The 22,519-nt window shown below is 71.8% G+C and carries 21 protein-coding genes; 20 read left to right on the forward strand and 1 reads right to left on the reverse strand.

Annotation, left to right across the window (positions count from 1 at the left end):
- Positions 1-331 precede the first annotated feature (331 nt).
- The 6 genes from ACGFZP_RS07530 to ftsH all read left to right on the forward strand — a co-directional run bounded on the left by ACGFZP_RS07530 (position 332) and on the right by ftsH (position 9,115).
- On the forward strand, positions 332-1,705 hold the full coding sequence (locus ACGFZP_RS07530) for an ammonium transporter (RefSeq protein WP_392929542.1): 1,374 nt from the start codon (positions 332-334) through the stop codon (positions 1,703-1,705).
- A complete protein-coding gene (locus ACGFZP_RS07535; RefSeq protein WP_392929544.1) occupies positions 1,705-2,043 on the forward strand; it encodes a P-II family nitrogen regulator in 339 nt (112 codons plus the stop codon). Before ACGFZP_RS07530 ends, ACGFZP_RS07535 begins: the two co-directional genes overlap by 1 nt.
- Before the next feature lie 112 nt (positions 2,044-2,155).
- A complete protein-coding gene (locus tag ACGFZP_RS07540; protein ID WP_392929546.1) occupies positions 2,156-4,693 on the forward strand; it encodes a [protein-PII] uridylyltransferase in 2,538 nt (845 codons plus the stop codon).
- A 109-nt stretch (positions 4,694-4,802) separates the two neighbouring features.
- Positions 4,803-6,368, forward strand: a complete 1,566-nt coding sequence (ffh, locus tag ACGFZP_RS07545) for a signal recognition particle protein (protein ID WP_392929688.1) — start codon at positions 4,803-4,805, stop codon at positions 6,366-6,368.
- 211 nt (positions 6,369-6,579) lie between these two features.
- Positions 6,580-7,122 carry a GNAT family N-acetyltransferase gene (locus tag ACGFZP_RS07550; RefSeq protein ID WP_392929548.1) on the forward strand — a complete coding sequence of 181 codons (543 nt, stop codon included), beginning with the start codon at positions 6,580-6,582 and terminating at the stop codon, positions 7,120-7,122.
- A 73-nt stretch (positions 7,123-7,195) separates the two neighbouring features.
- Positions 7,196-9,115, forward strand: a complete 1,920-nt coding sequence (ftsH, locus tag ACGFZP_RS07555) for an ATP-dependent zinc metalloprotease FtsH (RefSeq protein WP_392929550.1) — start codon at positions 7,196-7,198, stop codon at positions 9,113-9,115.
- Between the two features lie 184 nt (positions 9,116-9,299).
- On the opposite strand, the gene ACGFZP_RS07560 is transcribed toward ftsH, so the two are convergent.
- Positions 9,300-10,004, reverse strand: a complete 705-nt coding sequence (locus ACGFZP_RS07560) for a class I SAM-dependent methyltransferase (RefSeq protein WP_392929552.1) — start codon at positions 10,002-10,004, stop codon at positions 9,300-9,302.
- A 760-nt stretch (positions 10,005-10,764) separates the two neighbouring features.
- Here ACGFZP_RS07560 and proS point away from each other — a divergent pair.
- The 14 genes from proS (at position 10,765) to ACGFZP_RS07630 (ending at position 22,519) form a co-directional block, all read left to right on the forward strand.
- Complete coding sequence (gene proS / locus ACGFZP_RS07565) at positions 10,765-12,177, forward strand: proline--tRNA ligase (protein WP_392929554.1); 1,413 nt, start codon at positions 10,765-10,767, stop codon at positions 12,175-12,177.
- Positions 12,178-12,527: 350 nt separating this feature from the next.
- Entirely contained in the window at positions 12,528-13,106 is a 579-nt protein-coding gene (locus tag ACGFZP_RS07570; RefSeq protein ID WP_387950280.1) for a hypothetical protein, read from the forward strand.
- Positions 13,107-13,643: 537 nt separating this feature from the next.
- Positions 13,644-14,072 carry a 30S ribosomal protein S16 gene (gene rpsP / locus ACGFZP_RS07575; RefSeq protein WP_392929556.1) on the forward strand — a complete coding sequence of 143 codons (429 nt, stop codon included), beginning with the start codon at positions 13,644-13,646 and terminating at the stop codon, positions 14,070-14,072.
- A 2-nt stretch (positions 14,073-14,074) separates the two neighbouring features.
- Positions 14,075-14,314 carry an RNA-binding protein gene (locus tag ACGFZP_RS07580; protein WP_030306741.1) on the forward strand — a complete coding sequence of 80 codons (240 nt, stop codon included), beginning with the start codon at positions 14,075-14,077 and terminating at the stop codon, positions 14,312-14,314.
- 180 nt (positions 14,315-14,494) lie between these two features.
- Positions 14,495-15,115 (forward strand): ribosome maturation factor RimM, encoded by a 621-nt coding sequence (gene rimM / locus ACGFZP_RS07585; protein WP_392929560.1) that lies wholly within the window; start codon positions 14,495-14,497, stop codon positions 15,113-15,115.
- Between the two features lie 101 nt (positions 15,116-15,216).
- Positions 15,217-16,035 carry a tRNA (guanosine(37)-N1)-methyltransferase TrmD gene (gene trmD, locus ACGFZP_RS07590; RefSeq protein ID WP_392929562.1) on the forward strand — a complete coding sequence of 273 codons (819 nt, stop codon included), beginning with the start codon at positions 15,217-15,219 and terminating at the stop codon, positions 16,033-16,035.
- Positions 16,036-16,189: 154 nt separating this feature from the next.
- Positions 16,190-16,540 carry a 50S ribosomal protein L19 gene (rplS, locus tag ACGFZP_RS07595; protein ID WP_030243502.1) on the forward strand — a complete coding sequence of 117 codons (351 nt, stop codon included), beginning with the start codon at positions 16,190-16,192 and terminating at the stop codon, positions 16,538-16,540.
- Positions 16,541-16,617: 77 nt separating this feature from the next.
- On the forward strand, positions 16,618-17,619 hold the full coding sequence (gene lepB, locus ACGFZP_RS07600) for a signal peptidase I (RefSeq protein WP_392929564.1): 1,002 nt from the start codon (positions 16,618-16,620) through the stop codon (positions 17,617-17,619).
- Between the two features lie 223 nt (positions 17,620-17,842).
- On the forward strand, positions 17,843-18,613 hold the full coding sequence (gene lepB / locus ACGFZP_RS07605; protein WP_392929567.1) for a signal peptidase I: 771 nt from the start codon (positions 17,843-17,845) through the stop codon (positions 18,611-18,613).
- Positions 18,614-18,862: 249 nt separating this feature from the next.
- On the forward strand, positions 18,863-19,867 hold the full coding sequence (lepB, locus tag ACGFZP_RS07610) for a signal peptidase I (protein ID WP_392929568.1): 1,005 nt from the start codon (positions 18,863-18,865) through the stop codon (positions 19,865-19,867).
- A gap of 145 nt (positions 19,868-20,012) precedes the next feature.
- On the forward strand, positions 20,013-20,768 hold the full coding sequence (gene lepB / locus ACGFZP_RS07615; protein WP_392929570.1) for a signal peptidase I: 756 nt from the start codon (positions 20,013-20,015) through the stop codon (positions 20,766-20,768).
- A gap of 118 nt (positions 20,769-20,886) precedes the next feature.
- Positions 20,887-21,360 carry an NUDIX hydrolase gene (locus ACGFZP_RS07620; protein ID WP_392929572.1) on the forward strand — a complete coding sequence of 158 codons (474 nt, stop codon included), beginning with the start codon at positions 20,887-20,889 and terminating at the stop codon, positions 21,358-21,360.
- Between the two features lie 55 nt (positions 21,361-21,415).
- Positions 21,416-21,742 (forward strand): DUF2469 domain-containing protein, encoded by a 327-nt coding sequence (locus ACGFZP_RS07625; protein WP_148642766.1) that lies wholly within the window; start codon positions 21,416-21,418, stop codon positions 21,740-21,742.
- Positions 21,743-21,910: 168 nt separating this feature from the next.
- Positions 21,911-22,519, forward strand: a complete 609-nt coding sequence (locus tag ACGFZP_RS07630) for a YraN family protein (protein ID WP_392929574.1) — start codon at positions 21,911-21,913, stop codon at positions 22,517-22,519.

The raw sequence follows: 22,519 nt of genomic DNA on the forward strand, positions 1-22,519 counted from the left end.
GCGGGCCTGCGCGGGCCCGCCCAGACCCTTCCGGGCCATTTTTCCGGGGCCGCCCCCGGGCTCCGCCGACCGTGACGGCCGCCGCCGCCACGGTCGGTGGCGTTTCCGGTACTCCTCGTCACGCGCGGCGGCACGGTAGCCGATCGCGCACGGCGGCGCGGCCGTGGTTCACGTAGGCGTAACCCCTGCGTCGCCGTCGTCACGGCCGTGAAACAACGGGCCGCATCGGCCGAAACCCGCCTTCGGCACTCTCCTCTCATCGCCGACACCCCGGGTGGCACGGGACAGGTATCCCGGGTGTGGAGCGGCTTCCATTCATGAGGAGACGCCGATGCCGGACGGCTTCAGCGCGGGCGATACCGCCTTCGTGCTCATCAGTGCGGCCCTGGTCATGTTGATGACCCCGGGCCTGGCCTTCTTCTACGGGGGCATGGTCAGGGTCAAGAGCGTGCTCAACATGCTGGCGATGAGCTTCATCTCGCTGGGCATCGTCAGCGTCCTCTGGGTCCTCTACGGGTACTCGCTCAGCTTCGGCCCCGACGCGGGGGCCGGCCTGATCGGCAACCTGGACTTCATCGGCATGCACGGCGTCGGCCTGAACGACCTGACCGGGACGATCCCGGTCACCGCGTTCTCCGCCTTCCAGCTGATGTTCGCGATCATCACCCCGGCGCTGATCAGCGGCGCCATCGCGGACCGCGCCAAGTTCACCGCCTGGGGCCTGTTCATCGCGCTCTGGGTGACCGTGGTCTACTTCCCGGTCGCGCACTGGGTCTTCTTCTTCGACGGCGGCGAGGGCGGCTGGCTCGGCGACCGCAACGGCGTGATCGACTTCGCCGGCGGCACGGCCGTGCACATCAACGCCGGTGTCGCGGGCCTGGCCCTCTGCCTGGTGCTGGGCAAGCGGGTCGGCTTCCGGAAGGACCCGATGCGCCCGCACAGCCTGCCGCTGGTGATGCTCGGCTCCGGGCTGCTGTGGTTCGGCTGGTTCGGCTTCAACGCGGGCTCGGCGCTGGCCGCCAACGGCGTCGCCGCGATGGCGCTGGTCAACACCCAGGTGGCCACCGGGGCCGCGCTGATCGGCTGGCTGATCTACGAGAAGCTGCGGCACGGCGCGTTCACCACGCTGGGCGCCGCCTCCGGTGCGGTGGCCGGACTGGTCGCCATCACCCCGGCCTGCGGCTCGGTCAGCCCGCTCGGCGCGGTCGCGATCGGCCTGATCGCGGGCGCCGTCTGCGCCGCCGCGATCAGCCTCAAGTACCGCTTCGGCTTCGACGACTCGCTCGACGTGGTCGGCGTGCACGCGGTCGGCGGGGCGGTCGGCTCGCTGCTGGTCGGCCTGTTCGCCACCGGCACGGTCGGCCAGAGCGCCAAGGGCCTGTTCTACGGCGGCGGCCTGGAGCAGCTGGGCAAGCAGGCGATGGGCGTGGCCGTGGTCGCCGCGTACTCCTTCGTGCTCTCCTGGCTGCTCGCCAAGGCGATCGACAAGACCGTCGGGTTCCGGGTCGCCGAGGAGGTCGAGGTCGCCGGCATCGACCAGACCGAGCACGCCGAGTCCGCGTACGACTTCAGCGCGGTGGGCGCCAGCCTGGCCAGGACCACCCCGGCCCCGGCCGTGGCCGTGGTCGCCGCCCCCGCCGCCCCGACGGCCGGTACCGCGGCCGGTACCGGATCACGCACCGAGAAGACCGAGGTCGACGCCTGATGAAGCTCATCACCGCGGTCATCAAGCCGCACCGCCTGGACGACGTGAAGGCCGCCCTGCAGGCCTTCGGCGTGCACGGACTGACCGTGACCGAGGCCAGCGGCTACGGCCGCCAGCGCGGACACACCGAGGTCTACCGGGGCGCGGAGTACACCGTGGACCTGGTGCCCAAGGTCAGAATCGAGGTCCTGGTGGAGGACGAGGACGCCGAGCAGCTGATCGACGTCCTCGTGAAGGCCGCCCGGACCGGCAAGATCGGCGACGGCAAGGTCTGGAGCATCCCGGTCGACACCGCCGTCCGGGTCCGGACCGGCGAACGCGGCCCCGACGCCCTCTAACATCGGCTCCACTCGAACACCGCAGGCGGGCCTGCGACCGGTCCACGGTCGCCGGTCCGCCGACGGCGTATCAGCGGCTCCTGCTCAACCGGACGACGGACGGGGAGAACCAATGACCACCGAAGCCGACCCGCCCTCCCCGCCCGCCGGTGAGCGGCAGGGGTCCCCCGACCACGGCCTCCTCGACCACACCGCCGCCAGGGCCGCGCTGCTGGCCGCGCCCGGCCCCGGGGGCAGCGCCCGCCGGGCCGCCCTGTCCCGGCTCACCGACGAGTGGCTGGCCGGTCTGCTGGCCGAGGCCGGCCACCCGGCCGGGGTCGCCCTGGTCGCGGTCGGCGGCTACGGCCGCGGTGAGCTCTCCCCGCGCAGCGACCTCGACGTGCTGCTGCTGCACGACGGCCCGCTCGACCCGGCCCTGCCCGAGCGCATCTGGTACCCGGTCTGGGACACCGGCGCCGCCCTCGACCACTCGGTACGCACCCTGGCCCAGGCCCGCGACGTCGCCGCCGCCGACCTCAAGGCGCAGCTCGGCCTGCTGGACGCCCGCCACATCGCCGGCGACCCGGCGCTCACCGCCGCCCTGCGCTCCGCCGTCCTCGCCGACTGGCGCGCCGGCGCCCCCCGGCGGCTGCCCGAGCTGCGCGAACTCGGACGCGAGCGGGCCGAGCGCCACGGCGAGCTGTCCTTCCTGCTGGAGCCCGACCTCAAGGAGGCCAGGGGCGGCCTGCGGGACGTCGTCGCGCTCAACGCCATCGCCGCCACCTGGCTGGCCGACGCCCCGCGCGACGGCCTGGAGGCCGCCGCACTCCGGCTGGCCGACGTCCGCGACGCCCTGCACCTGGCCACCGGCCGCGCCACCGAACGGCTCAGCCTCCAGGACCAGGACCAGGTGGCCGAACGGCTCGGGGTGCTCGACGCCGACACCCTGCTGCGCCAGGTGTACGAGGCCGCCCGCACCATCGCCTACGCGAGCGATGTCACCTGGCGGGCGGTGGACCGGGTGCTCGCGGCCCGCTCCGCCCGGGGCCGGCGCTCCTCACGGCTGTCCTTCCCGTTCACCGGGGCCGGCCGCGGCTCGGGCGCGGTGGCCCGGGGCACGGTGGACCGCCGCCCGCTCGCCGAGGGCGTGGTCGAGCAGGACGGCGAGGCGGTGCTCGCCCAGGGCGCCCGCCCGGCCGCCGACCCGGTGCTGCCGCTGCGCGCCGCGGCCGCCGCCGCCCAGAACGGCCTCACCATCTCGTACGCGACGGTGCGCCGGCTGGCCGCCGAGTGCCGGCCCCTGCCGGTGCCCTGGCCGGACGAGGCGCGCGAGCAGCTGGTCACCCTGCTGGGCGCGGGCGAGGCCTGCATCCCGGTCTGGGAGGCGCTGGAGGCGGAGGGCCTGATCACCCGGCTGCTGCCGGACTGGGAGCGGGTGCGCTGCCGACCGCAGCGCAACGCGGTGCACCGCTGGACGGTGGACCGCCATCTGGTGGAGACGGCGGTGCGCGCCGCCGCGATGACCCGCCGGGTGTCCCGGCCCGACCTGCTGCTGGTCGCCGCCCTGCTGCACGACCTCGGCAAGGGCTGGCCGGGGGACCACAGCGAGGCGGGCGAGGTGATCGTCCGGGACGTGGCCGTGCGGATGGGCTTCGACCGGGAGGACACCGAGACCCTGGCGGTGCTGGTGCGCCACCACCTGACCCTGGTCGACACCGCGACCCGGCGGGACCCGGACGATCCGGCCACCGTGGAGGCGATCACCAAGGTGGTCGCCGACCTGCCCCAGCTGGAGCTGCTGCACGCGCTGACCGAGGCCGACGCCACCGCGACCGGTCCGGCGGCCTGGAGCAGCTGGCGGGCCTCGCTGGTGGACGGGCTGGCGGCGCGGGTGGCCGCCCAGCTGGCGGGCGGCCGGCCGGCCCAGGGGTCCGGCCCGGCGGGTCCGCACACGGCGGACGCCGAGCCGACGGCCGAGCAGGAGCGGCTGGCGGTGGAGGCCGCCCGGACGGGTGGGCCGGCGCTCTCGCTGCTGGCCCAGAGCGGCCCGGACGGCGGTGTTCCGTACGGCTCGGTGGTGCCCGGCGAGGCCGTGCAGCACCCCGAGCCGATGGGCGTCGAGCTCACGCTGGCGGTGCCGGACCGGCCCGGCCTGCTCGGCACGGTGGCCGGGGTGCTCGCGCTGCACCGGCTGACCGTCCGGAAGGCGGGTCTGCGGGAGCTGGACCCGATCGGCGCGGGCGCGGTGCTGCTGCTGTCCTGGACGGTGGCCGCCGAGTTCGGCGAGCTGCCGGAGGCGGCCCGGCTGCGGGCCGACCTGCGCCGGGCGCTGGACGGCACGCTGGACGTCTCGCGCCGGCTCGCCGAGCGGGACGCGGCGGCCCCCCGGCGGCGAGGCATCCCCACGCCGCCGCCGGTGGTCGCGGTCGCGCCGGCCGTCGTCTCGGCGAGCGCCACGGTGCTGGAGGTCCGCGCCCATGACGCCCCCGGCCTGCTGCACCGGATCGGCCGGGCGCTGGACGGCGCCGGCGTGCGGGTACGGACCGCGCACGTCAGCACCCTCGGAGCGGACGCCGTCGACTCCTTCTACCTGACCGACGAGGCCGGTCGGCCGCTGGCGGCGCAGCGCGCGGGGGAGGTCGCGGCGGCCGTGCGGGCCGCGCTCGGCTGAGCGCTTCCAGGACGGTCCACCCGGGGGTGGAGACCGTTGCCAGGGCGGCCGGATACCCTTGGGGGCGACGACCGTACTCATACCGATGCCGCAAGGGACCCGCGACGACGTGTTCGACACCCTTTCCGATCGCCTCGCAGCGACGTTCAAGAACCTCCGGGGCAAGGGCCGCCTCAGCGAGGCGGACATCGACGCCACCACCCGCGAGATCCGCATCGCGCTGCTGGAGGCGGACGTCGCGCTGCCGGTCGTGCGGGCCTTCATCAAGCAGATCAAGGAGCGGGCGCTCGGCTCCGAGGTCTCCGGTGCGCTGAACCCGGCGCAGCAGATCATCAAGATCGTCAACGAGGAGCTCATCGCCATCCTCGGTGGCGAGACCCGCCGGGTGAAGTTCGCCAAGAACGGCCCGACGGTGATCATGCTGGCCGGCCTCCAGGGTGCCGGTAAGACCACCCTGGCGGGCAAGCTCGGCCACTGGCTGAAGACGCAGAAGCACACCCCGCTGCTGGTCGCCTGCGACCTCCAGCGCCCGAACGCCGTCAACCAGCTCCAGGTCGTCGCCGACCGCGCCGGCGTCTCCTTCTACGGCCCGCAGCCGGGCAACGGTGTCGGCGACCCGGTGCAGGTCGCCCGCGACTCGATCGAGTACGCCAAGCAGAAGCAGTACGACGTCGTCATCGTCGACACCGCCGGTCGCCTCGGCATCGACGCCGAGCTGATGCAGCAGGCCGCCGACATCCGGGCCGCGGTCAACCCGGACGAGGTCCTGTTCGTCGTCGACGCGATGATCGGCCAGGACGCGGTCACCACCGCGCAGGCCTTCCTCGACGGCGTCGACTTCACCGGTGTGGTGCTGTCCAAGCTCGACGGCGACGCCCGCGGTGGTGCCGCGCTGTCGGTCGCGCACGTCACCGGCCGCCAGATCATGTTCGCCTCCAACGGCGAGAAGGTCGACGACTTCGACGCCTTCCACCCGGACCGGATGGCCTCGCGCATCCTCGGCATGGGCGACGTGCTCTCCCTGATCGAGAAGGCCGAGCAGACCTTCTCGCAGGCCGAGGCCGAGAAGATCGCCTCCAAGCTGCAGGGCGGCGGCAAGGACTTCACGCTCGACGACTTCCTGGACCAGCTGGAGCAGGTCCGCAAGATGGGCTCGATCTCCAAGCTGCTGGGCATGCTGCCCGGCATGGGCCAGATCCGCGAGCAGATCAACAACATCGACGACAGGGACGTCGACCGCGTCGGCGCCATCATCAAGTCGATGACCCCGGCCGAGCGGACCGACCCGAAGATCATCAACGGCTCGCGCCGCCTGCGTATCGCCAAGGGCTCGGGTGTCGGCGTCGGCGAGGTCAACAACCTGGTCGAGCGGTTCTTCGAGGCCCGCAAGATGATGTCCGCGATGGCCTCCGGCAAGGGCATCCCCGGTATGCCGGGCATCCCGGGCATGGGCGGCGGCGGGAAGAAGTCCGCCAAGAAGGCCCCGGCGGCCAAGGGTCGCAAGAAGTCCGGCAACCCGCTGAAGCGCGCGCAGGAGGAGGCCGCGGCCGCCGAGCGCCGCGCCCTCGGCCCGGGCGCGGCCGACCAGCAGGCCCCCGGTGGCGCGTTCGGTCTCGGAGCGGGCAAGGGCCCGGCCGACTTCCAGCTGCCCAAGGAGTTCAAGGACCTGCTGTAGGTCCTGTCGCAGGTCCTGCGGTCGGGGACGGCTGCCGGTCCTGTCGGCCCGGCTGTTCCCGGTCCGCCCGTCGTCGGCCCGCCCGCCGCCCGGTGCGTACCGGGCGCCGGCCCGCCTGTCGTCGGTCACCGCCGACCCCGGACCGGCTTCGGGCCCGTCACGGCTCCGAACGGCCCGCCGCCCGGTACGCACCGGGCGGCGGGCCGTTCGGATGTCCGATGATGGTGCGGTGAGAGTGACGATCAGGGCCCCGAGGGCCGAGGACGAGGTGGCGTACGCCGAGGCGGTCCGACGGTCCGCCGAGCACATCGGGCGGTGGAACCCGGTCGAGCCGAACGGGCTGCCCGAGCTCCTGGAGCGCCAGGGGCCGGGCCTGCGGACCTTTCTGGTCGTCGATCAGGGCAGCGGCGGGCTCGTCGGCAAGGTGAACGTCGCCAACATCGTGATGGGCCGGTTCTGCAACGGCGCGCTCGGCTACGACGCGTATCTGCCGTTCGCCGGGACGGGCCGGATGGCCGAGGGCATGCGGCTGGTGCTGGAGCACTGCTTCGCCCCGGCCGCGGCGGGCGGGCTCGGACTGCACCGGCTGGAGATCAACGTGCAGCCGGACAACGAGCGCTCGATCGCGCTGGCGCGGCGGCTGGGCTTCCGGCACGAGGGCTTCACGCCGCGGATGCTGTTCCTGAAGGGCGCCTGGCGGGACCACGAGCGGTTCGCGCTGACCGCGGAGGAGTGGCCCGGCCTGGGGGAGTAGGGCCCGGCCAGGGGGGCCTCGGGCGCGGCGTTGCAGATGGATCACCTGAGCGGGTGTCCGTATTGTCCGATGGGTGACCGATCCCGTGCCGCCGCGCCAGACCCCCGACCAGCCCTGGCGGTCCGAGGGCGCCCCGCCCCCGCCGCCTCCGCGCCGAAAGATGCCCGGCGGCTGGATGGGCCTCATCCTCACCGCGCTCGTGGTGTTCCTGATCTCCGACCTGCTGCTGTCCTTCCTCGGCAACGGCGGCGCCACCACGATCTCCTACACCGAGTTCAACAACCAGCTGAACAAGGGCAACATCACCAAGATCTACTCCAAGGGCGACGCGATCGAGGGCACCCTCAAGAGCGCCGAGCCCAAGCCGGACGGCGCCAAGGGCACGTACACCGAGTTCGACACCCAGCGCCCGGTCTTCGCCGGGGACAACCTCTGGACCACCCTGCAGCAGCAGGGCGTCGAGGTCACCGCCGAACCGGTGGTCCAGCAGCGCAGCTTCCTCGCCAACCTGCTGATCTCGCTCGCCCCGATGCTGCTGCTGATCCTGGTCTGGGTACTGCTCGCCCGGCGGATGGCCGGCGGCATGGGGGCCGGCGCGCTCGGCCGCAAGGCCCCGCCCAAGCCGATCACCGCCGAGCCCGGCAAGCGCACCACCTTCGCCGACGTGGCCGGCATCGACGAGGTCGAGGCCGAACTCACCGAGGTCGTCGACTTCCTGAAGAACCCGGAGCGGTACCGCAGGCTCGGCGCCAAGATGCCGCGCGGCGTCCTGCTCAGCGGCCCGCCCGGCACCGGCAAGACCCTGCTCGCCCGGGCCGTGGCCGGCGAGGCCGACGTGCCGTTCTTCTCCGCCTCCGCCTCCGAGTTCATCGAGATGATCGTCGGCGTCGGCGCCAGCCGGGTGCGGGACCTCTTCGCCGAGGCCCGCAAGGTCGCCCCCGCGATCGTCTTCATCGACGAGATCGACACCATCGGCCGCCAGCGCGGCGGCGGCGGTGGCATGGGCGGTCACGACGAGCGCGAGCAGACGCTCAACCAGATCCTCACCGAGATGGACGGGTTCACCGGCTCCGAGGGCGTCATCGTGATCGCCGCGACCAACCGGGTGGACGTCCTCGACCCGGCCCTGCTGCGCCCCGGCCGGTTCGACCGCCGGATCACCGTCAGCCCGCCGGACCGGGACGGCCGGGCGGCGATCCTGCGGATCCACGCCCGGTCCGTGCCCCTGGGCGGCGACGCCGACCTCGGCCGGCTGGCCAAGGTCACCCCCGGGATGACCGGAGCCGAGCTGGCCAACCTGGTCAACGAGGCCGCCCTGCTGGCCGTCAAGCGCGAGCAGGACGCGGTGGGGGAGCGGGACCTCTCCGACGCGCTGGAGAAGGTCCAGCTCGGCGCCGTCCGACCGCTGGTGATGCCGCAGGGCGAACGGGAGCGCACCGCGTACCACGAGAGTGGCCACGCCCTGCTCGGCATGCTCCAGCCGGGCGCCGACCCGGTCCGCAAGATCACCATCGTGCCGCGCGGCCGGGCGCTCGGCGTCACCCTCTCCACGCCCGAGACCGACCGGTACTCCTACACCGAGTCCTACCTGCGCGGTCGGATCATCGGTGCGCTCGGCGGGATGGCCGCCGAGCAGGTGGTCTACGGGGTCGTCACCACCGGCGCGGAGAGCGACCTGGAACAGGTCACCAACATCGCCCGGGGGATGGCCGGCCGCTGGGGGATGAGCGAACGGGTCGGCCGGCTCACCGCCGTACCCGCCGACCCGCAGGGCGCGTACGGGCTGTCCGCCGCGCCGACCACGCTGGACGCGGTGGACGAGGAGGCCCGGCGGATCGTCTCCGAGTGCTACGACGAAGCGGTGCGGCTGCTGACGGAGCAGCGGGAGCGGTTGGACGCGCTGGCGGCGGCGCTGCTGGAGGCCGAGACGCTGGACGAGGAGGGGGCCTACCGGGCCGCCGGGGTGCCGCGGAAGGTGCACGACCAGGCCTGAGCCGTTCGGGTGGGGTTTCTGGGGGTCCTGGGGGCCCTGGGGGTTCCTGGGGTCGGGTGGGGGCTCCTGGGGTCGGGTGGACGCCGGGGCCGGGATCGGGGCCGTCGGGGGTGCTGGGGGCGTGTGCCGGGTGGCGCACGCCCCCTGCTGTGTGGTCAGGCCGCAGGTGATCGGTCCCGGGTGGTCAGCGGGGCCGCTCGGCGATCAGGTAGCGGAAGAGGTTCTCCATCCGGACGGTGCCGTCCGGCCGCAGGTACGGGTGCAGTGCCTCCTCCAGCTCCTTCGCCACCAGTGGCAGGCCCGAGAACTCCGCCGCCGCCTCGTACAGACCGGTGGAGAGCAGCCCGCGCACCGCGCTGTCCAGGTCCGGGTACGCGAACGGGCAGCTCACCCGGCCGCTGCCGGCCGGGCGCAGGGCGGCTCCGGTGAGCAGGTCCTCCAGGGCGCCCGGCGTACTCAGCTCGAACGGGTCGCGCGCGGTGGTGCGGCCGGCCATCCGGCGGGCGACGTCCAGGACGGAGGCGCTCTCGCAGCGCTCCGGCGGCCCCCAGGCGGCCAGCACCACGTGTCCGCCGGGGAGCGTCAGCCGGGCGGCTTCGGCCACCACCCGGCGGGGATCCGACGATCCCGGCAACTGCTCGAAAACGGTGACGAGCGAATGGGCCGAGCGGGGGACCGCGGCCGCCGACCGGGGGCCTGCGCCGACCTGCAGGCTGCGGCCCCGCGCCAGCTCGCGCAGCTCCGCCTCCGGCTCCAGGCCGGCCACCTGTGCACCCCGTCCGGAGGCCAGCAGCAGGGCCAGCCCGGAGCGGCAGCCCAGACCGAGCACGCTGGTCGCCGGGCCCACCTCCAGCCGGTCGTAGACCGACTCGTAGAGGGGCACCAGCATCCGTTCCTGGATCTCCGCCCAGTCCCGCGCCCGCGTCGGTCCGGCGGCCTGCCCGGCGGTCGGTCCGGCGGTCGGTCCGGTGATGCCGCAGGCCGCGGACGGTGTCGCCGAGTGCGCTCCCGGGCACGGCTCCGGGTGTGCCGACAGGTGCGTTGCCGTGTGCGCTGCGGTGAGTGCCGTCGTGTGTGCCGTCGTGTGTGCCGTCGTGTGTGCCGCCGGACGCGTCGCGGCGTGCGGGTCGTGCGGGTCGTGCGGGCGTGCGCCTGCTGGTCGAGCACCTGCTGGTCGTGCGGTTGTGCCGGTCACCCGAGCTGAAGCCATCGCGGCCTCCCATCCGGTCCTTCGGTGTCCTGCTACGGCTCCCCCAAAGTCCCGCCCCACTCCAGCGAACAGCGGCTCGGGCGCGGCGTCCAGAGGGGTGCAGGGTGGTGCGCGCGTGTCGCGGTCGTGCGCCCCCTGGCGTTCCGCGGGCCGACGGATCCCGTTCGGTCCCGATGTATCCCGCCGGATTGCGATCCCACCGGTCGGATCGCGAGGGATCGAGCGGATCGCAAGGGATTGGGTGGGATCGCGAGTGATTGGGAGGAATCGGGTGGGATCGCACGAGTGATTGGGCGGGATCGCATGAGGGATCGGGACGGATCGAGCGAGGGATCCTGCGAAGGATCGGGATGGATCGGGCGGGATCGCGCCAAGGGCCGGGAGGGAGCCGAGGTATCGGATTCGAAGTCAGGGCCCTGATCCCCGTACCATTCGCCCCATGGCAAAGGCACCCGTTCTCACCCCCCAGGCGGACGACTTCCCGCGCTGGTACCAGGACCTCATCAACAAGGCCGAGCTGGCCGACAACGGTCCGGTGCGCGGCACCATGGTCATCCGACCGTATGGCTACGGCCTGTGGGAGCGGATGCAGCAGGAGATGGACGCCCGGATCAAGAAGGCCGGCGCCCAGAACGCCTACTTCCCGATGTTCATCCCGCAGTCCTACCTGACCAGGGAGGCGGAGCACGTCGAGGGCTTCGCCCCCGAGCTCGCGGTCGTCACCCACGGCGGCGGCAAGCAGCTGGAGGAGCCGGTCGTCGTCCGGCCCACCTCCGAGACCATCATCAACGAGTACTTCTCCAAGTGGGTGCAGAGCCACCGCGACCTGCCCCTGCTGATCAACCAGTGGGCCAACGTGGTCCGCTGGGAGCTGCGCCCGCGCGTCTTCCTGCGCACCACCGAGTTCCTCTGGCAGGAGGGCCACACGGCCCACGCCACGTACGAGGACGCCCGTGAGTACGCCTCGATGATCCACACGGATGTCTACGGCGACTTCATGACCAACGTGCTCGGCATCGACGTGGTGCTCGGTCGCAAGACCGCCAAGGAGCGCTTCGCCGGGGCCATCAACACCCTCACCCTCGAGGGCATGATGGGCGACGGCAAGGCGCTGCAGATGGGCACCAGCCACGAGCTGGGCCAGAACTTCGCCAAGGCGTTCAACACCACCTACCAGCTGCAGGGCGCCGAGCGCGAGTACGTCTGGCAGACCTCCTGGGGCGTCTCGACCCGTATGGTCGGCGGCCTGATCATGTCCCACGGCGACGACAACGGTCTGCGGGTCCCCCCGCGCCTGGCCGCCGTCCAGGCCGTGGTCCTCGCCATCAAGGGCGACGACGCGGTGATCGCCAAGGTCCGCGAGATCGGCGCCCGACTGGAGGCCGCGGGCATCCGGGTCGTCGTCGACGACCGCACCGACACCCCGTTCGGCCGCCGTGCGGTCGACTGGGAGCTCAAGGGTGTGCCGCTGCGCATCGAGGTCGGCCCGCGCGACCTGGAGAACGGCACCGCGATGCTGGCCCGCCGGATCCCCGGTGGCAAGGAGCCGGTCGCGATCGACGGCCTGGCGGAGCTGCTCCCGGGCATCCTGGAGGAGGACCAGGCGCTGCTGCTGCGCCAGTCCCGCGAGCGCCGCGAGGCCCGCACGGTGGACGTGAAGACGATCGAGGAGGCCGCCGAGGCCGCCGCCACCGGCTGGGGCCGCATTTCCTGGGCCGACCTCGGTCCGGAGGGCGAGGCCAAGCTGGCGGAGCAGAGCGTCTCGGTGCGCTGCATCATTGCCGCCGATGGTTCGGTGCCGCAGACGGACGATCAGGAAGGCAATATCGCGATCGTCGCGCGAGCTTACTGAGCAGTATTTCCGGTTACCGGTGAAGCCTGTCCAACGGTCTCTCATCAGTTGACATGCCTACTGGCCGGTCAACTGCCGGTATTAACGGAATAGCGGTACGGTGTACGGCCCGTGGCCCTGTCAACTCGACAGGATCACGGGCCGTACGTCCTGGGGGCGACAGCCCGCGCCCGGACGGAATTTGCGTGGCCCGCCGAGCTGCGACGGGCCCAAACCTGCAGGGGGTTGGTCTTGCGTCAGATCCGGAGCGCGCAATTCGCGCGCAGTCGTACATTCCTGAGAGTTGCCTGGGAATTCCCGGGGAACGGGAACACGCGGAACATCGGCTCTCACTCCATCGTTGGTCTAGCGTGAGCACGACACAGCCCCTCGTTCTCGCGGCCGAACTGGCCGCCGCCTGGAGCGACATCCAGGCCTTCCATCAGGATCTCCCCGACCTCGCCTCTCCCGAGGCGTTGATCGGCGAGTCCTCCTCGGCCTGCGGGACGCGGCTCGGTTTCGAGCGGCTTCTCCACGAGGCCGCCCACGGTCTGGCCGCGGCCCGGGATATCCGGGACACCTCGCGGGCCGGCCGCTACCACAACCGGCGCTTCCTGCTCCTTGCCTCGGAGCTGGGCCTGGCGCACCCGGTCGAACCGCACGCAAGCAGCGGCTTCTCCCAGGTGACCATGCTCAAGGAGACGCAGGAGCGGTACGCGGAGACCATCGAACGCCTGGATAGGGCGCTCGGCGCCCACCAGGAGGCGGTGGCCGGCGACGGCACGACACGGGCCTTCCGCGGTCCTGCCGCCCGACACGGCTCCTCCGGGGGTGGCGTCAGGGTCAAGGCGGTCTGCGGCTGCGGGCGCAACGTCCGGGTGGTGCCGTCGGTGCTCGCGCAGGCGTCCATCGTCTGTGGCGCGTGCCAGCAGCCGTTCAAGATCGCGTAGGTTCCCTCGCGGTCCTCTCGCGGCTGTCGCGTTGACGCCCGGGTGGGCCGGGATCCGGTTGGCGGCTGTGCGGGCAGTGGTCCGTCCGGGGTGATCGGCAATCCATCGGTGTTCCAGTGGTTGGGCTGACCGGGAGCGGGGGCTCCCGGTCGGACCTGCTCTGAGGCCGATCTGTTGTTTGGCGGCTCTGCTGTTCGGCGTGTCTGCTGTCCGGCCGGGCTGGGCGGGTGCCTGCCTGTGCGGGGTCCGAGGCTCGCGGCCTGGGGCCTGGGGCCCGGGGCCCGGGGCCTGGCGTCCGGTGTCCGGTGTCCGAGGTGTGGTGTCCGAGGTGTGGTGTCCGGGGTTCGCGGCCCGGTGACTGTGATGGCCGTGTGAGGGTGCTTCGCGCCGGTATGGCAGAATGGACAGCTGAGTACTCGGCAGCCGAGACAGGACCCCTCTCTCCTACGGCTGGCGTGTCCCTTGAACGGCTTGCCCCGCAACCCCACGCGATGGCGACGCTGTTCACCCACGTCAACACCAGGAGATTCCACTCCCGTGGCAGTCAAGATCAAGCTCAAGCGTCTCGGCAAGATTCGCTCCCCGCACTACCGCATCGTCGTCGCGGACTCCCGCACCAAGCGTGACGGTCGCGCGATCGAGGAGATCGGCATCTACCAGCCGACCTACAACCCCTCGAAGATCGAGGTCGACAGCGACCGCGCCCAGTACTGGCTGTCCGTCGGCGCCCAGCCGACCGAGCCGGTTCTCGCGATCCTCAAGCTGACCGGCGACTGGCAGAAGTACAAGGGCCTGCCGGCTCCGGCCCCGCTGCTCGTCGCCGAGCCCAAGGTCGAGGACTTCTCGCACCTGTTCGCGAAGGCCGTCGCCGGCTTCGAGGACGCCACCACCGGTGTTGCCATCACCCCGAAGGCCAAGAAGTCGGACAAGGCCGAGGCTGACGCCGACGCCGCCGTCGAGGCCTGAGCGTGATCGAGGACGCCCTCGACCACTTGGTGAAGGGCATCGTCGAGCACCCCGACGAGGTGCAGGTGCGCTCGCGCAACCTGCGTCGGGGCAACACCATCGAGGTGCGCGTGCACCCCGATGACCTCGGCAAGGTGATCGGCCGGGGCGGCCGCACGGCGCGCGCACTGCGCACCGTGGTCGGCGCCCTCGGCGGTCGCAACGTCCGGGTCGACCTGGTCGACGTGGACAGCATTCGCTGACGCAGCTGCTCGTTCAGCCGTCAGGCTTGAGGCCGGCCGGGACGCATGTCGTCCCGGCCGGCCTTCTGTCTTTCCCGGCTGCCGGACCACTCGGGCCTTCCCGCCCTGCGTTCCGCCGCAGCCCGCCCCGTCTTTACCTGCCCTCCCTAGCACCAGCACTCACCCAGGAGAACGATCACCGTGCAGCTCGTCGTCGGCAAGATCGGCCGCGCCCACGGCATCAAGGGGGACGTCAGCGTCGAGGTCCGCACCGACGAGCCGGAGCTCCGGCTCGGGCCCGGTGCCGTCCTGCTCACCGACCCCGCGTCGGCCGGGCCGCTGACCGTCGAGTCCGGCAAGGTGCACAGCGGCCGACTGCTGCTGCGCTTCGCCGGCGTCAAGGACCGCAACGGTGCCGAGGCGCTGCGCGGCACCATCCTGATCGCCGAGGTCGACCCGGAGGAGAGCCCGGAGGACCCGGAGGAGTACTACGACCACCAGCTGATCGGCCTGGACGTGGTGCTGCTCGACGGCACCCCGGTCGGTGAGCTGACGGAGATCGTCCACCTCCCCTACCAGGACCTGCTCACGGTGAAGAAGCCCGACGGGACGGAGGTGCTGGTGCCGTTCGTCAGCCGGATCGTGCCGGCCATCGACCTGGAGAACCAGCGTGCGGTGCTCGACCCGCCGCCCGGGCTGATCGACCCGGAGCAGGCCGACGTCGTCCGGGACGCGGAGGAGGGCTCCGAGGAGGGCCCCGACGCGGCTGAGGACGCGGATGCGGGCTCGGACGTGGATGCGGACTCGGAGGGGTCGCGGTGACCGAGGACGCGACTTCGGTGGGTCCGGCGGTTCCGGTGGTTTCGGCGGCTCCGACCGTCTCGGCGGCCTCGGCGGCCGAGACTGCTGAGGTGTCGAGTGGGATGCGGATAGACGTTGTCACGATCTTTCCCGAGTACCTCGAGCCGCTGAACATCTCGCTGGTCGGCAAGGCCCGCGCCCGCGGCCAGCTCGACGTGCACGTCCACGACCTGCGCGGTTGGACGCACGACGTGCACCGGACGGTGGACGACAGCCCGTACGGCGGCGGCCCCGGCATGGTGATGAAGCCCGAGCCGTGGGGCGAGGCCCTGGACGCGGTGCTGGCTCAGGGCCCCGAGGGCGAGGTGCCCACGCTGGTGGTGCCCACCCCCAGCGGCAGGCCCTTCACCCAGGAGCTCGCGCAGGAACTCGCCAGCCGCTCGTGGCTGGCCTTCACCCCCGCGCGCTACGAGGGCATCGACCGGCGGGTGATCGAGGAGGCCGCCACCCGGATGCCGGTGGTCGAGGCGTCGATCGGCGACTACGTCCTGGCCGGTGGCGAGGTCGCCGTGCTGGTGATGGTCGAGGCGATCGCCCGGCTGCTTCCCGGTGTGCTCGGCAACGCCGAGTCCCACCGGGACGACTCCTTCGCCCCCGGCGCGATGGCCGACCTCCTGGAGGGCCCGGTCTACACCAAGCCCGCCGAGTGGCGGGAACGGACTGTGCCGGACGTGCTGCTCAGCGGCAACCACGGCCGGATCGCCCGCTGGCGGCGCGAGCAGGCCTTCGCCCGCACCCTGGCGAACCGCCCCGACCTGGTGGAGCGCTGGCAGTACGGCTCCTTCGACAAGAAGGAGCGCGAGGCCCTCAGCATTCTCGGGCTGGCCTGGGACGAGGAGCTCGGCCGATTTCGGTCCGTGGCCGGTGATGTGGAAGAATAGGCCGCTGCTGTCTGTCGCTGAGCCCCTCTCGTAGGGGTTACGTGGTCCGGTGCCCCCGCCACGGGGGGATCATCGCCAACCGATGCGGCCCGCAGCTCACCCCATTGTGACGAACTTCCGTGGGCGGCCCGTGGCGCCTGCGATGGAGAGCAACATGAGCAACAAGCTCGCTGCTGTCGACGCGGCTTCGCTGCGTACCGACATCCCGGCCTTCCGCGCCGGTGACACCCTGAAGGTTCACGTCCGGGTCATCGAGGGCAACCGCTCCCGTGTCCAGGTCTTCCAGGGCGTCGTCATCCGCCGCCACGGCGCCGGCGTCGGTGAGACCTTCACCGTCCGCAAGGTCAGCTTCAACGTCGGCGTGGAGCGCACCTTCCCGGTGCACACCCCGGTCGTCGAGAAGATCGAGGTCGTGACCCGCGGTGCGGTTCGCCGCGCCAAGCTGTACTACCTGCGTGACCTGCGCGGCAAGGCCGCGAAGATCAAGGAGAAGCGCGACCGCTGATCCACCGGCCTCTGGCTCTGCCAGGGGATCGGGACGCTCGACGGGGCCAGGCTGCCGCACGGTAAGCTCACCCCCCGATGAGCACGCACGAACCAATCGCGGACCGCAACGGCAGTCCCGCACCCACCGGTGCGGACTCGCCGTCGCGGTCCGCGGTCGTTTCCGCGACCGCCGCCGACGGCGGGTCGGAGGCCGCCGGGCGCGCGGAATCCTCGGAGAGGCCCGCCGTCGAGGCCGGGAAGTCGGCTGAGGCCGGGAAGTCGGCCGAGGTGGGGGAGTCGGCGGAGCCCGGTGAGTCGGCCGGGTCGGTGACGTCCGAGCTCGATGAGGCGCCCGATGAGCCGCTCAACGGGGAGGCCGGCGAGGAGCCCGACGTATCCGAGGAGGATGTCGAGGCCCCGGCCCGCTCGCGCTCGCGAGACCTGCTTCTGCTGGTCGGCATCTGCCTGGTGACCCTGCTCCTGGTGAACGCCTTTGTGGCGCGCCCGTTCGCGGTGCCCTCCGGGTCGATGGAGAACACGCTGCACCCCGGCGACCGCCTGATCGCGAACAAGCTGGCCTACGCGTTCGGTGGGCACCCCCAGCGCGGGGACGTGGTCGTCTTCGACGGGACGGGCTCCTTTCTCCGCGAGTCGGATGAACCGGACGACTTCTGGGACGGACTGCGCTCGTTCGGGCGGGACCTCGGACTGGCCCCGGCCGGGAACTCGGTCTACGTCAAACGCGTCATCGGGGTCGGCGGGGACCGGGTGACCAGCACCGGCCCCGGCGGGCGGATCACCGTCAACGGTGTACCGGTCGACGAGTCGGCCTACCTGGCCCCCGGAGACGAACCCTCGAACGTGGCCTTCGATGTGGTGGTGCCGGCCGGCCGGCTCTGGATGATGGGGGACCATCGCAGCGCTTCCCGCGATTCGCGCGACCACCTGGGCGAGCCCGGCGGCGGTTTCGTGCCCGAGAGCAAGGTGATCGGGCGGGCGGAGTGGGTGGTCTACCCGATCGGCCACTGGAGCAGCCTGGACCGTCCGGCGGCCTTCGCCGCGACAGGGGGGACCGGTGGCCATGGGGACCAGAGGTAGAGGCCGTCTGGCCGACCGTCCTGCCGCGGAGGCCTCCGGTGATCCGGCGGCCTCCGCCGACCGGGCCAAAGCCGCTGACCCGGCAGGACCTGCCGATTCGGTGGGATCAGCCGGCGCGGTGGGGCCTGCCACCCCTGCGTCGCCGGCAACCCGGGGGCGGGCGGAACGCCGTCGCACCGCCCGCAAGGCGGCCCGGCGTCGCAAGCGCTCCCTCCTGCGCGAGGTGCCGCTGATCGTCGTGGTGGCACTGCTGGTCGCACTGGTGATGAAGACCTTCATGGTGCAGGTCTTCGTGATCCCCTCCGGTTCGATGGAACAGACCATCCAGATCGGGGACCGGGTGTTGGTGGACAAGTTCACCCCCTGGTTCGGCAGCGAGCCGGAACGCGGCGACGTGGTGGTGTTCAAGGATCCGGGCGGCTGGCTGGAGGCCGAGCACAAGTCGGAGACGGACGGTCCGGTACTTCGGGGAGCCAAGCAGGTCCTCACCTTCGTCGGGCTGCTGCCCTCGGACAGCGAGCAGGATCTGATCAAGCGGGTGATCGGTGTCGGTGGGGACACCGTCGAATGCTGTGACGACCAGGGGCGGATCAGCGTCAACGGCACGGCGGTGGACGAGCCCTACCTCGCGGCGGGCAACCCGCCGTCCAGGCAGCCCTTCAAGGTGAAGGTGCCGCAGGGGCGGCTCTGGGTCATGGGCGACCACCGCGACGTTTCCGCGGACTCCCGCTTCCACATGGGCAATCCGGGGCAGGGCACCATCCCGTTGAGCGGTGTGGTGGGTCGGGCGTTTGTGATCGCCTGGCCGTTGGACCGGTTCCATCAACTTGATGTGCCAGGTTCACTCTCCTCGCTGGCGCGGGCTCGGACGGACCCTGAAACCGGGCCGAACGCGGTGGCCGTTGGGCCGGTTCCGAAGGAACCTCCGCTCGTTATGGGTGTGTTGGGCATCCTTCCGTTTGTCGTCCGCCGGCTGGGCCGGTCCTCGGAGTAGGGCGGGCCGACCGGAGAGCGGCGTGGCCGGGCGTGTGGGATCGCCGGCCGGATGCCCGGGAGTGATAGAGAAGTGCTGGAGCGGCCGGTACGAGATGGCGGCCGCTCCGCAGGCTGTGCTGGTGTCAGACCTGCCCATGACGGGCAACTCTGAGGCGGGCTTACGGTCGGTGGTGCTGGAACGTGGTGCCCGCTGTGCGGCACTGTGAGCGCGGGCGCGCAGGCGTCCGCACAGCTGGGAGGAGACGTTGTGGGGGATTTGGTGATCGGCGCCCGCTCAGGCGCCGGAGAGCCCGAGGGCTCCGGCAGCCGGGCGGCCCGGTCGGCCGAGTCCGCAGTGGCTTCGGCGTCCGCCGAGGACGCGGCGGCCCAGTCCGCCGACGAACCGGGCGACAGCGCAGGCGATGCCTCGGATGCCTTCCGGGACGAGGCGGGTTCGGTGGACGAGTCGGCTGAGGAACCTCCCGCCAAGGAGCAGAAGCAGCGTTCCTTCTGGAAGGAACTGCCGATCCTGGTCGGCATCGCGCTGGTCCTGGCACTTGTGATCAAGACGTTCTTCGTCCAGGCGTTCTCCATTCCGTCGGAGTCGATGCAGAACACGCTGCAGGTGGGCGACCGTGTCCTGGTCGACAAGCTGACGCCGTGGTTCGGCGCGGAGCCCGAGCGTGGCGAGGTCGTGGTGTTCCACGACCCGGGCGGCTGGCTGAACGACGAGCCCGTCCAGCAGAGCGACAACTCCTTTGTCCGCGGCGTTCAGGACGTCCTCAGCTTTGTCGGCCTGATGCCCTCCGCCAACGAGAAGGACCTGATCAAGCGGGTCATCGCGATCGGCGGGGACACCGTCGAGTGCGAGGGGGAGGGGCCGGTCAAGGTCAACGGGATCGCACTCGACGAGCCGTACATCTTCCCCGGCAACACCCCCTGCGGTACCAAGCCGTTCGGTCCGGTGAAGGTGCCGAACAACTCGATCTGGGTCATGGGCGACCACCGTGCGGACTCGCTGGACTCCCGCTTCCACATGGACCAGCCGGGCGGCGGCAGTGTTCCGGTGGACGAGGTGATCGGCCGCGCATTCGTGGTGGCCTGGCCGATCGACCACTGGGCGACGCTGCCGGTGCCGAGCACCTTCGACCAGAAGGGGCTGTCGGCGGCCGCGCCGCTCGTACCGCCTGTGGCCGGTGCCGTCGGCGCGGTCGGGATGCTGCCTCTGGTGCGCAGGCTGCGGGATCGGGCGAACCGGCGAAAGCGGTCCTGACCTCCACCGGGTTGGCCCCGGGTCTTGCGCGGGCCGTGGTACCGACGAGTAATCTGCTCGGACGTGCCACGGCCCGCCGGGTTTTTCGCCTGTGGCCCCGGCGCGCCGTGTGTGTTTCCGGGTCGGTCGGGGTTGGGCGGTTTCGATGAGCAGTGTCGTGGAGCAGACGGTCGACGGGCCGCCTCCCGTCGCCCGGTCCCGACGTCGGCCGGCCGCCGTGCTTCAGGGAGTGGCGATCGGGCTCGGTCTGGTCCTCATGGTCGGCGGCTTCGCGCTCCTTGCCGTGGACTACCGGCCCTACCGCATCCCCACGGCCTCGATGGCTCCTACGCTCCGGGTCGGGGACACCGTCGTGGCCCGAAGGATCGACGGCGGGGCCGTCGGCCGGGGCGACGTGGTGGTCTTCCGGGACCAGGCCTGGGGCGGCGAGCTGATGGTCAAGCGGGTGGTGGCGGTGGGTGGCGACACGGTGGCCACCACCGATGACGACCGCCGCCTGACCGTCAATGGCAAGCCGGTGGACGAGCCGTACCTGGCCGCACAGGGCGCGACGGGCAGCCCCTTCAGCGTCGAGGTGCCGGCCGGCCGGCTCTTCCTGCTCGGTGACAACCGGCTGGGCTCGCTCGACTCCCGTACCCACCTGGAGATCGACGGCGGGACCATCCCCGCCGGCGAGGTGCAGGCCCGGGTGGAGGCCACCCTGATGCCGTTCGGCCGGGGCGGGCTGCTTGCCCGCACCCAGGCCTTCGACGCGCTCGACGGGCCGAAGGCCGGCGAACCGGGCCCGCTGGAGCCGACCTTCTACGCCACCGTTGTAGGCGCGGCGCTGATCGTCGTGACATCCGCGGTGGGCGGCGTGGCGGGGCTGGCGGGCCGGATCGGGCGCCGCCGCGCGGCCTGACCGCAACCGCCCGGGGCCGTTGCCCGGCCGCTCTGCCGAACACCACCCCGGACGCCGCCGCCGGATGGCAGGATCGGAAGAGCCACCGGGGCGTAGGGAGAGAGCAGGGGGAAGCGCCATGACGGCAAAGCGTCGCAGGGCAGCGCGCATCCTGCTGTTGGACGGGCAGGACCGGCTCCTGCTCTTCCGCGGCTCCGACCCTGCGGTACCGGACGTCACCTGGTGGTTCACACCCGGGGGCGGTTTGGAATCGGGGGAGGGCGTGCGCGAGGCGGCCGCGCGGGAACTGGTCGAGGAGACCGGACTGCGGGGCGTGGAGCTGGGGCCCTTGGTGGCGTACGGCACGGCTTCTTTCTCCTTTCAGGAGCAGCGTTACGAGCAGGAGCAGTGGTTCCACCTGGCCCGGACCTCGGACACGGTGCTCGACCACTCGGGAATGGGCGCCGATGAACACGCCCAGCTGCTCGCGGCGCGCTGGTGGACGATCGAGGAGCTGCGGGAAACCGCCGAGACGGTCTACCCGGTCGGGCTGGCGGAGTTCGTGGGGCAACTGTTGGCCGAGGGGCCGCCAGTCGTTCCAGTACGGCTCTGAGGGTGGGTGTGGTGGTCCACAATGGGTGGACGTGACAAGTTGAGGGGACGCCTGGATGAGTGCCGAAGATCTCGAGAAGTACGAGACCGAGATGGAGCTCAAGCTCTACCGGGAGTACCGGGACGTCGTCGGCCTGTTCAAGTACGTGATCGAAACCGAGCGGCGTTTCTACCTCACCAACGACTACGAGTTGCAGGTGCACTCGGTCCAGGGCGAGGTCTTCTTCGAGGTGTCGATGGCGGATGCGTGGGTCTGGGACATGTACCGGCCGGCCCGGTTCGTCCGTAAGGTCCGGGTGCTGACCTTCAAGGACGTGAACATCGAGGAGCTCGCGAAGAGCGATCTGGAGCTGCCCTCGGACGACTCGGGCTTCGGGAACTGACGTTGGACCGACCGGTCCTGTGGTGTCCAGAGGAATTTCGACGATTCCGGGATTCCCACTCTCCCGGGTGACGAAAGTTATCCACAGGTCCTGGTTATCCACAGGAAATAACTAGTCTCTGGCCTCGTGTAGACCTGCACGGCAACCTCCACGGCGGAGGTGATGACCGTGCAGGACACGAAGCGCTCGACGCGCAAGCAGGCATCAGGGGATCAGCAGGACGCAAAGGTGGGGCGGCCGCCCCGACGCAAGACGGCCCGGGCGCTGGACGGGCCCCCGCCCGCCGCCCCGTCGGGCCCGTCGGCTCCGGCCGACCCGAAGCCCGGCCCCCAGGGGCAGGCCCGGCCGGGGCGCAGTACGAACAACGGCCTCGGCCGCTACGGGGAGCGGGTGGCCGCCCGCCGCCTCGCCGAGGACGGGCTCCGCATCCTGGACCGCAACTGGCGCTGTGTCGAGGGCGAGCTGGACATCGTCGCCCTCGACGGCGACACGCTGGCGGTCTGCGAGGTGAAGACCCGCTCCGAGCGGGGATTCCAGCAGCCGAGCGAGGCCATCGACCGGGCCAAGGCCGCCCGGCTGCAGCGACTGGCCGAGCGCTGGATGGTCGAGCGCTGGCCAGGGCATTTCGCCCGGCTGGCCGGCGCCGACTACCAGTCCGCGCCGGAGGACCCGAGGTGGCCGCCCCTGCCGCCCGGCGGCGTCCGCATCGACCTGGTGGCCGTCATCAACCGGCTCCGGGGCGCCGCCTCCGTGGACCACCTGCGCGGGGTGGTCTGA

Source organism: Kitasatospora sp. NPDC048239, from assembly GCF_043202015.1.
Taxonomy (GTDB): Bacteria; Actinomycetota; Actinomycetes; order Streptomycetales; family Streptomycetaceae; genus Kitasatospora.

Coding starts and splice junctions, on each gene's coding strand:
- ACGFZP_RS07530 (WP_392929542.1), top strand. CDS start 332: ATGCCGGACGGCTTCAGCGCGGGCGATACCGCCTTCGTGCTCATCAGT.
- ACGFZP_RS07535 (WP_392929544.1), top strand. CDS start 1,705: ATGAAGCTCATCACCGCGGTCATCAAGCCGCACCGCCTGGACGACGTG.
- ACGFZP_RS07540 (WP_392929546.1), top strand. CDS start 2,156: ATGACCACCGAAGCCGACCCGCCCTCCCCGCCCGCCGGTGAGCGGCAG.
- ACGFZP_RS07550 (WP_392929548.1), top strand. CDS start 6,580: ATGTCCGATGATGGTGCGGTGAGAGTGACGATCAGGGCCCCGAGGGCC.
- ACGFZP_RS07560 (WP_392929552.1), bottom strand. CDS start 10,004: ATGCTGGTGCCCCTCTACGAGTCGGTCTACGACCGGCTGGAGGTGGGC.
- proS (WP_392929554.1), top strand. CDS start 10,765: ATGGCAAAGGCACCCGTTCTCACCCCCCAGGCGGACGACTTCCCGCGC.
- trmD (WP_392929562.1), top strand. CDS start 15,217: ATGCGGATAGACGTTGTCACGATCTTTCCCGAGTACCTCGAGCCGCTG.
- rplS (WP_030243502.1), top strand. CDS start 16,190: ATGAGCAACAAGCTCGCTGCTGTCGACGCGGCTTCGCTGCGTACCGAC.
- lepB (WP_392929564.1), top strand. CDS start 16,618: ATGAGCACGCACGAACCAATCGCGGACCGCAACGGCAGTCCCGCACCC.
- lepB (WP_392929570.1), top strand. CDS start 20,013: ATGAGCAGTGTCGTGGAGCAGACGGTCGACGGGCCGCCTCCCGTCGCC.
- ACGFZP_RS07620 (WP_392929572.1), top strand. CDS start 20,887: ATGACGGCAAAGCGTCGCAGGGCAGCGCGCATCCTGCTGTTGGACGGG.
- ACGFZP_RS07625 (WP_148642766.1), top strand. CDS start 21,416: ATGAGTGCCGAAGATCTCGAGAAGTACGAGACCGAGATGGAGCTCAAG.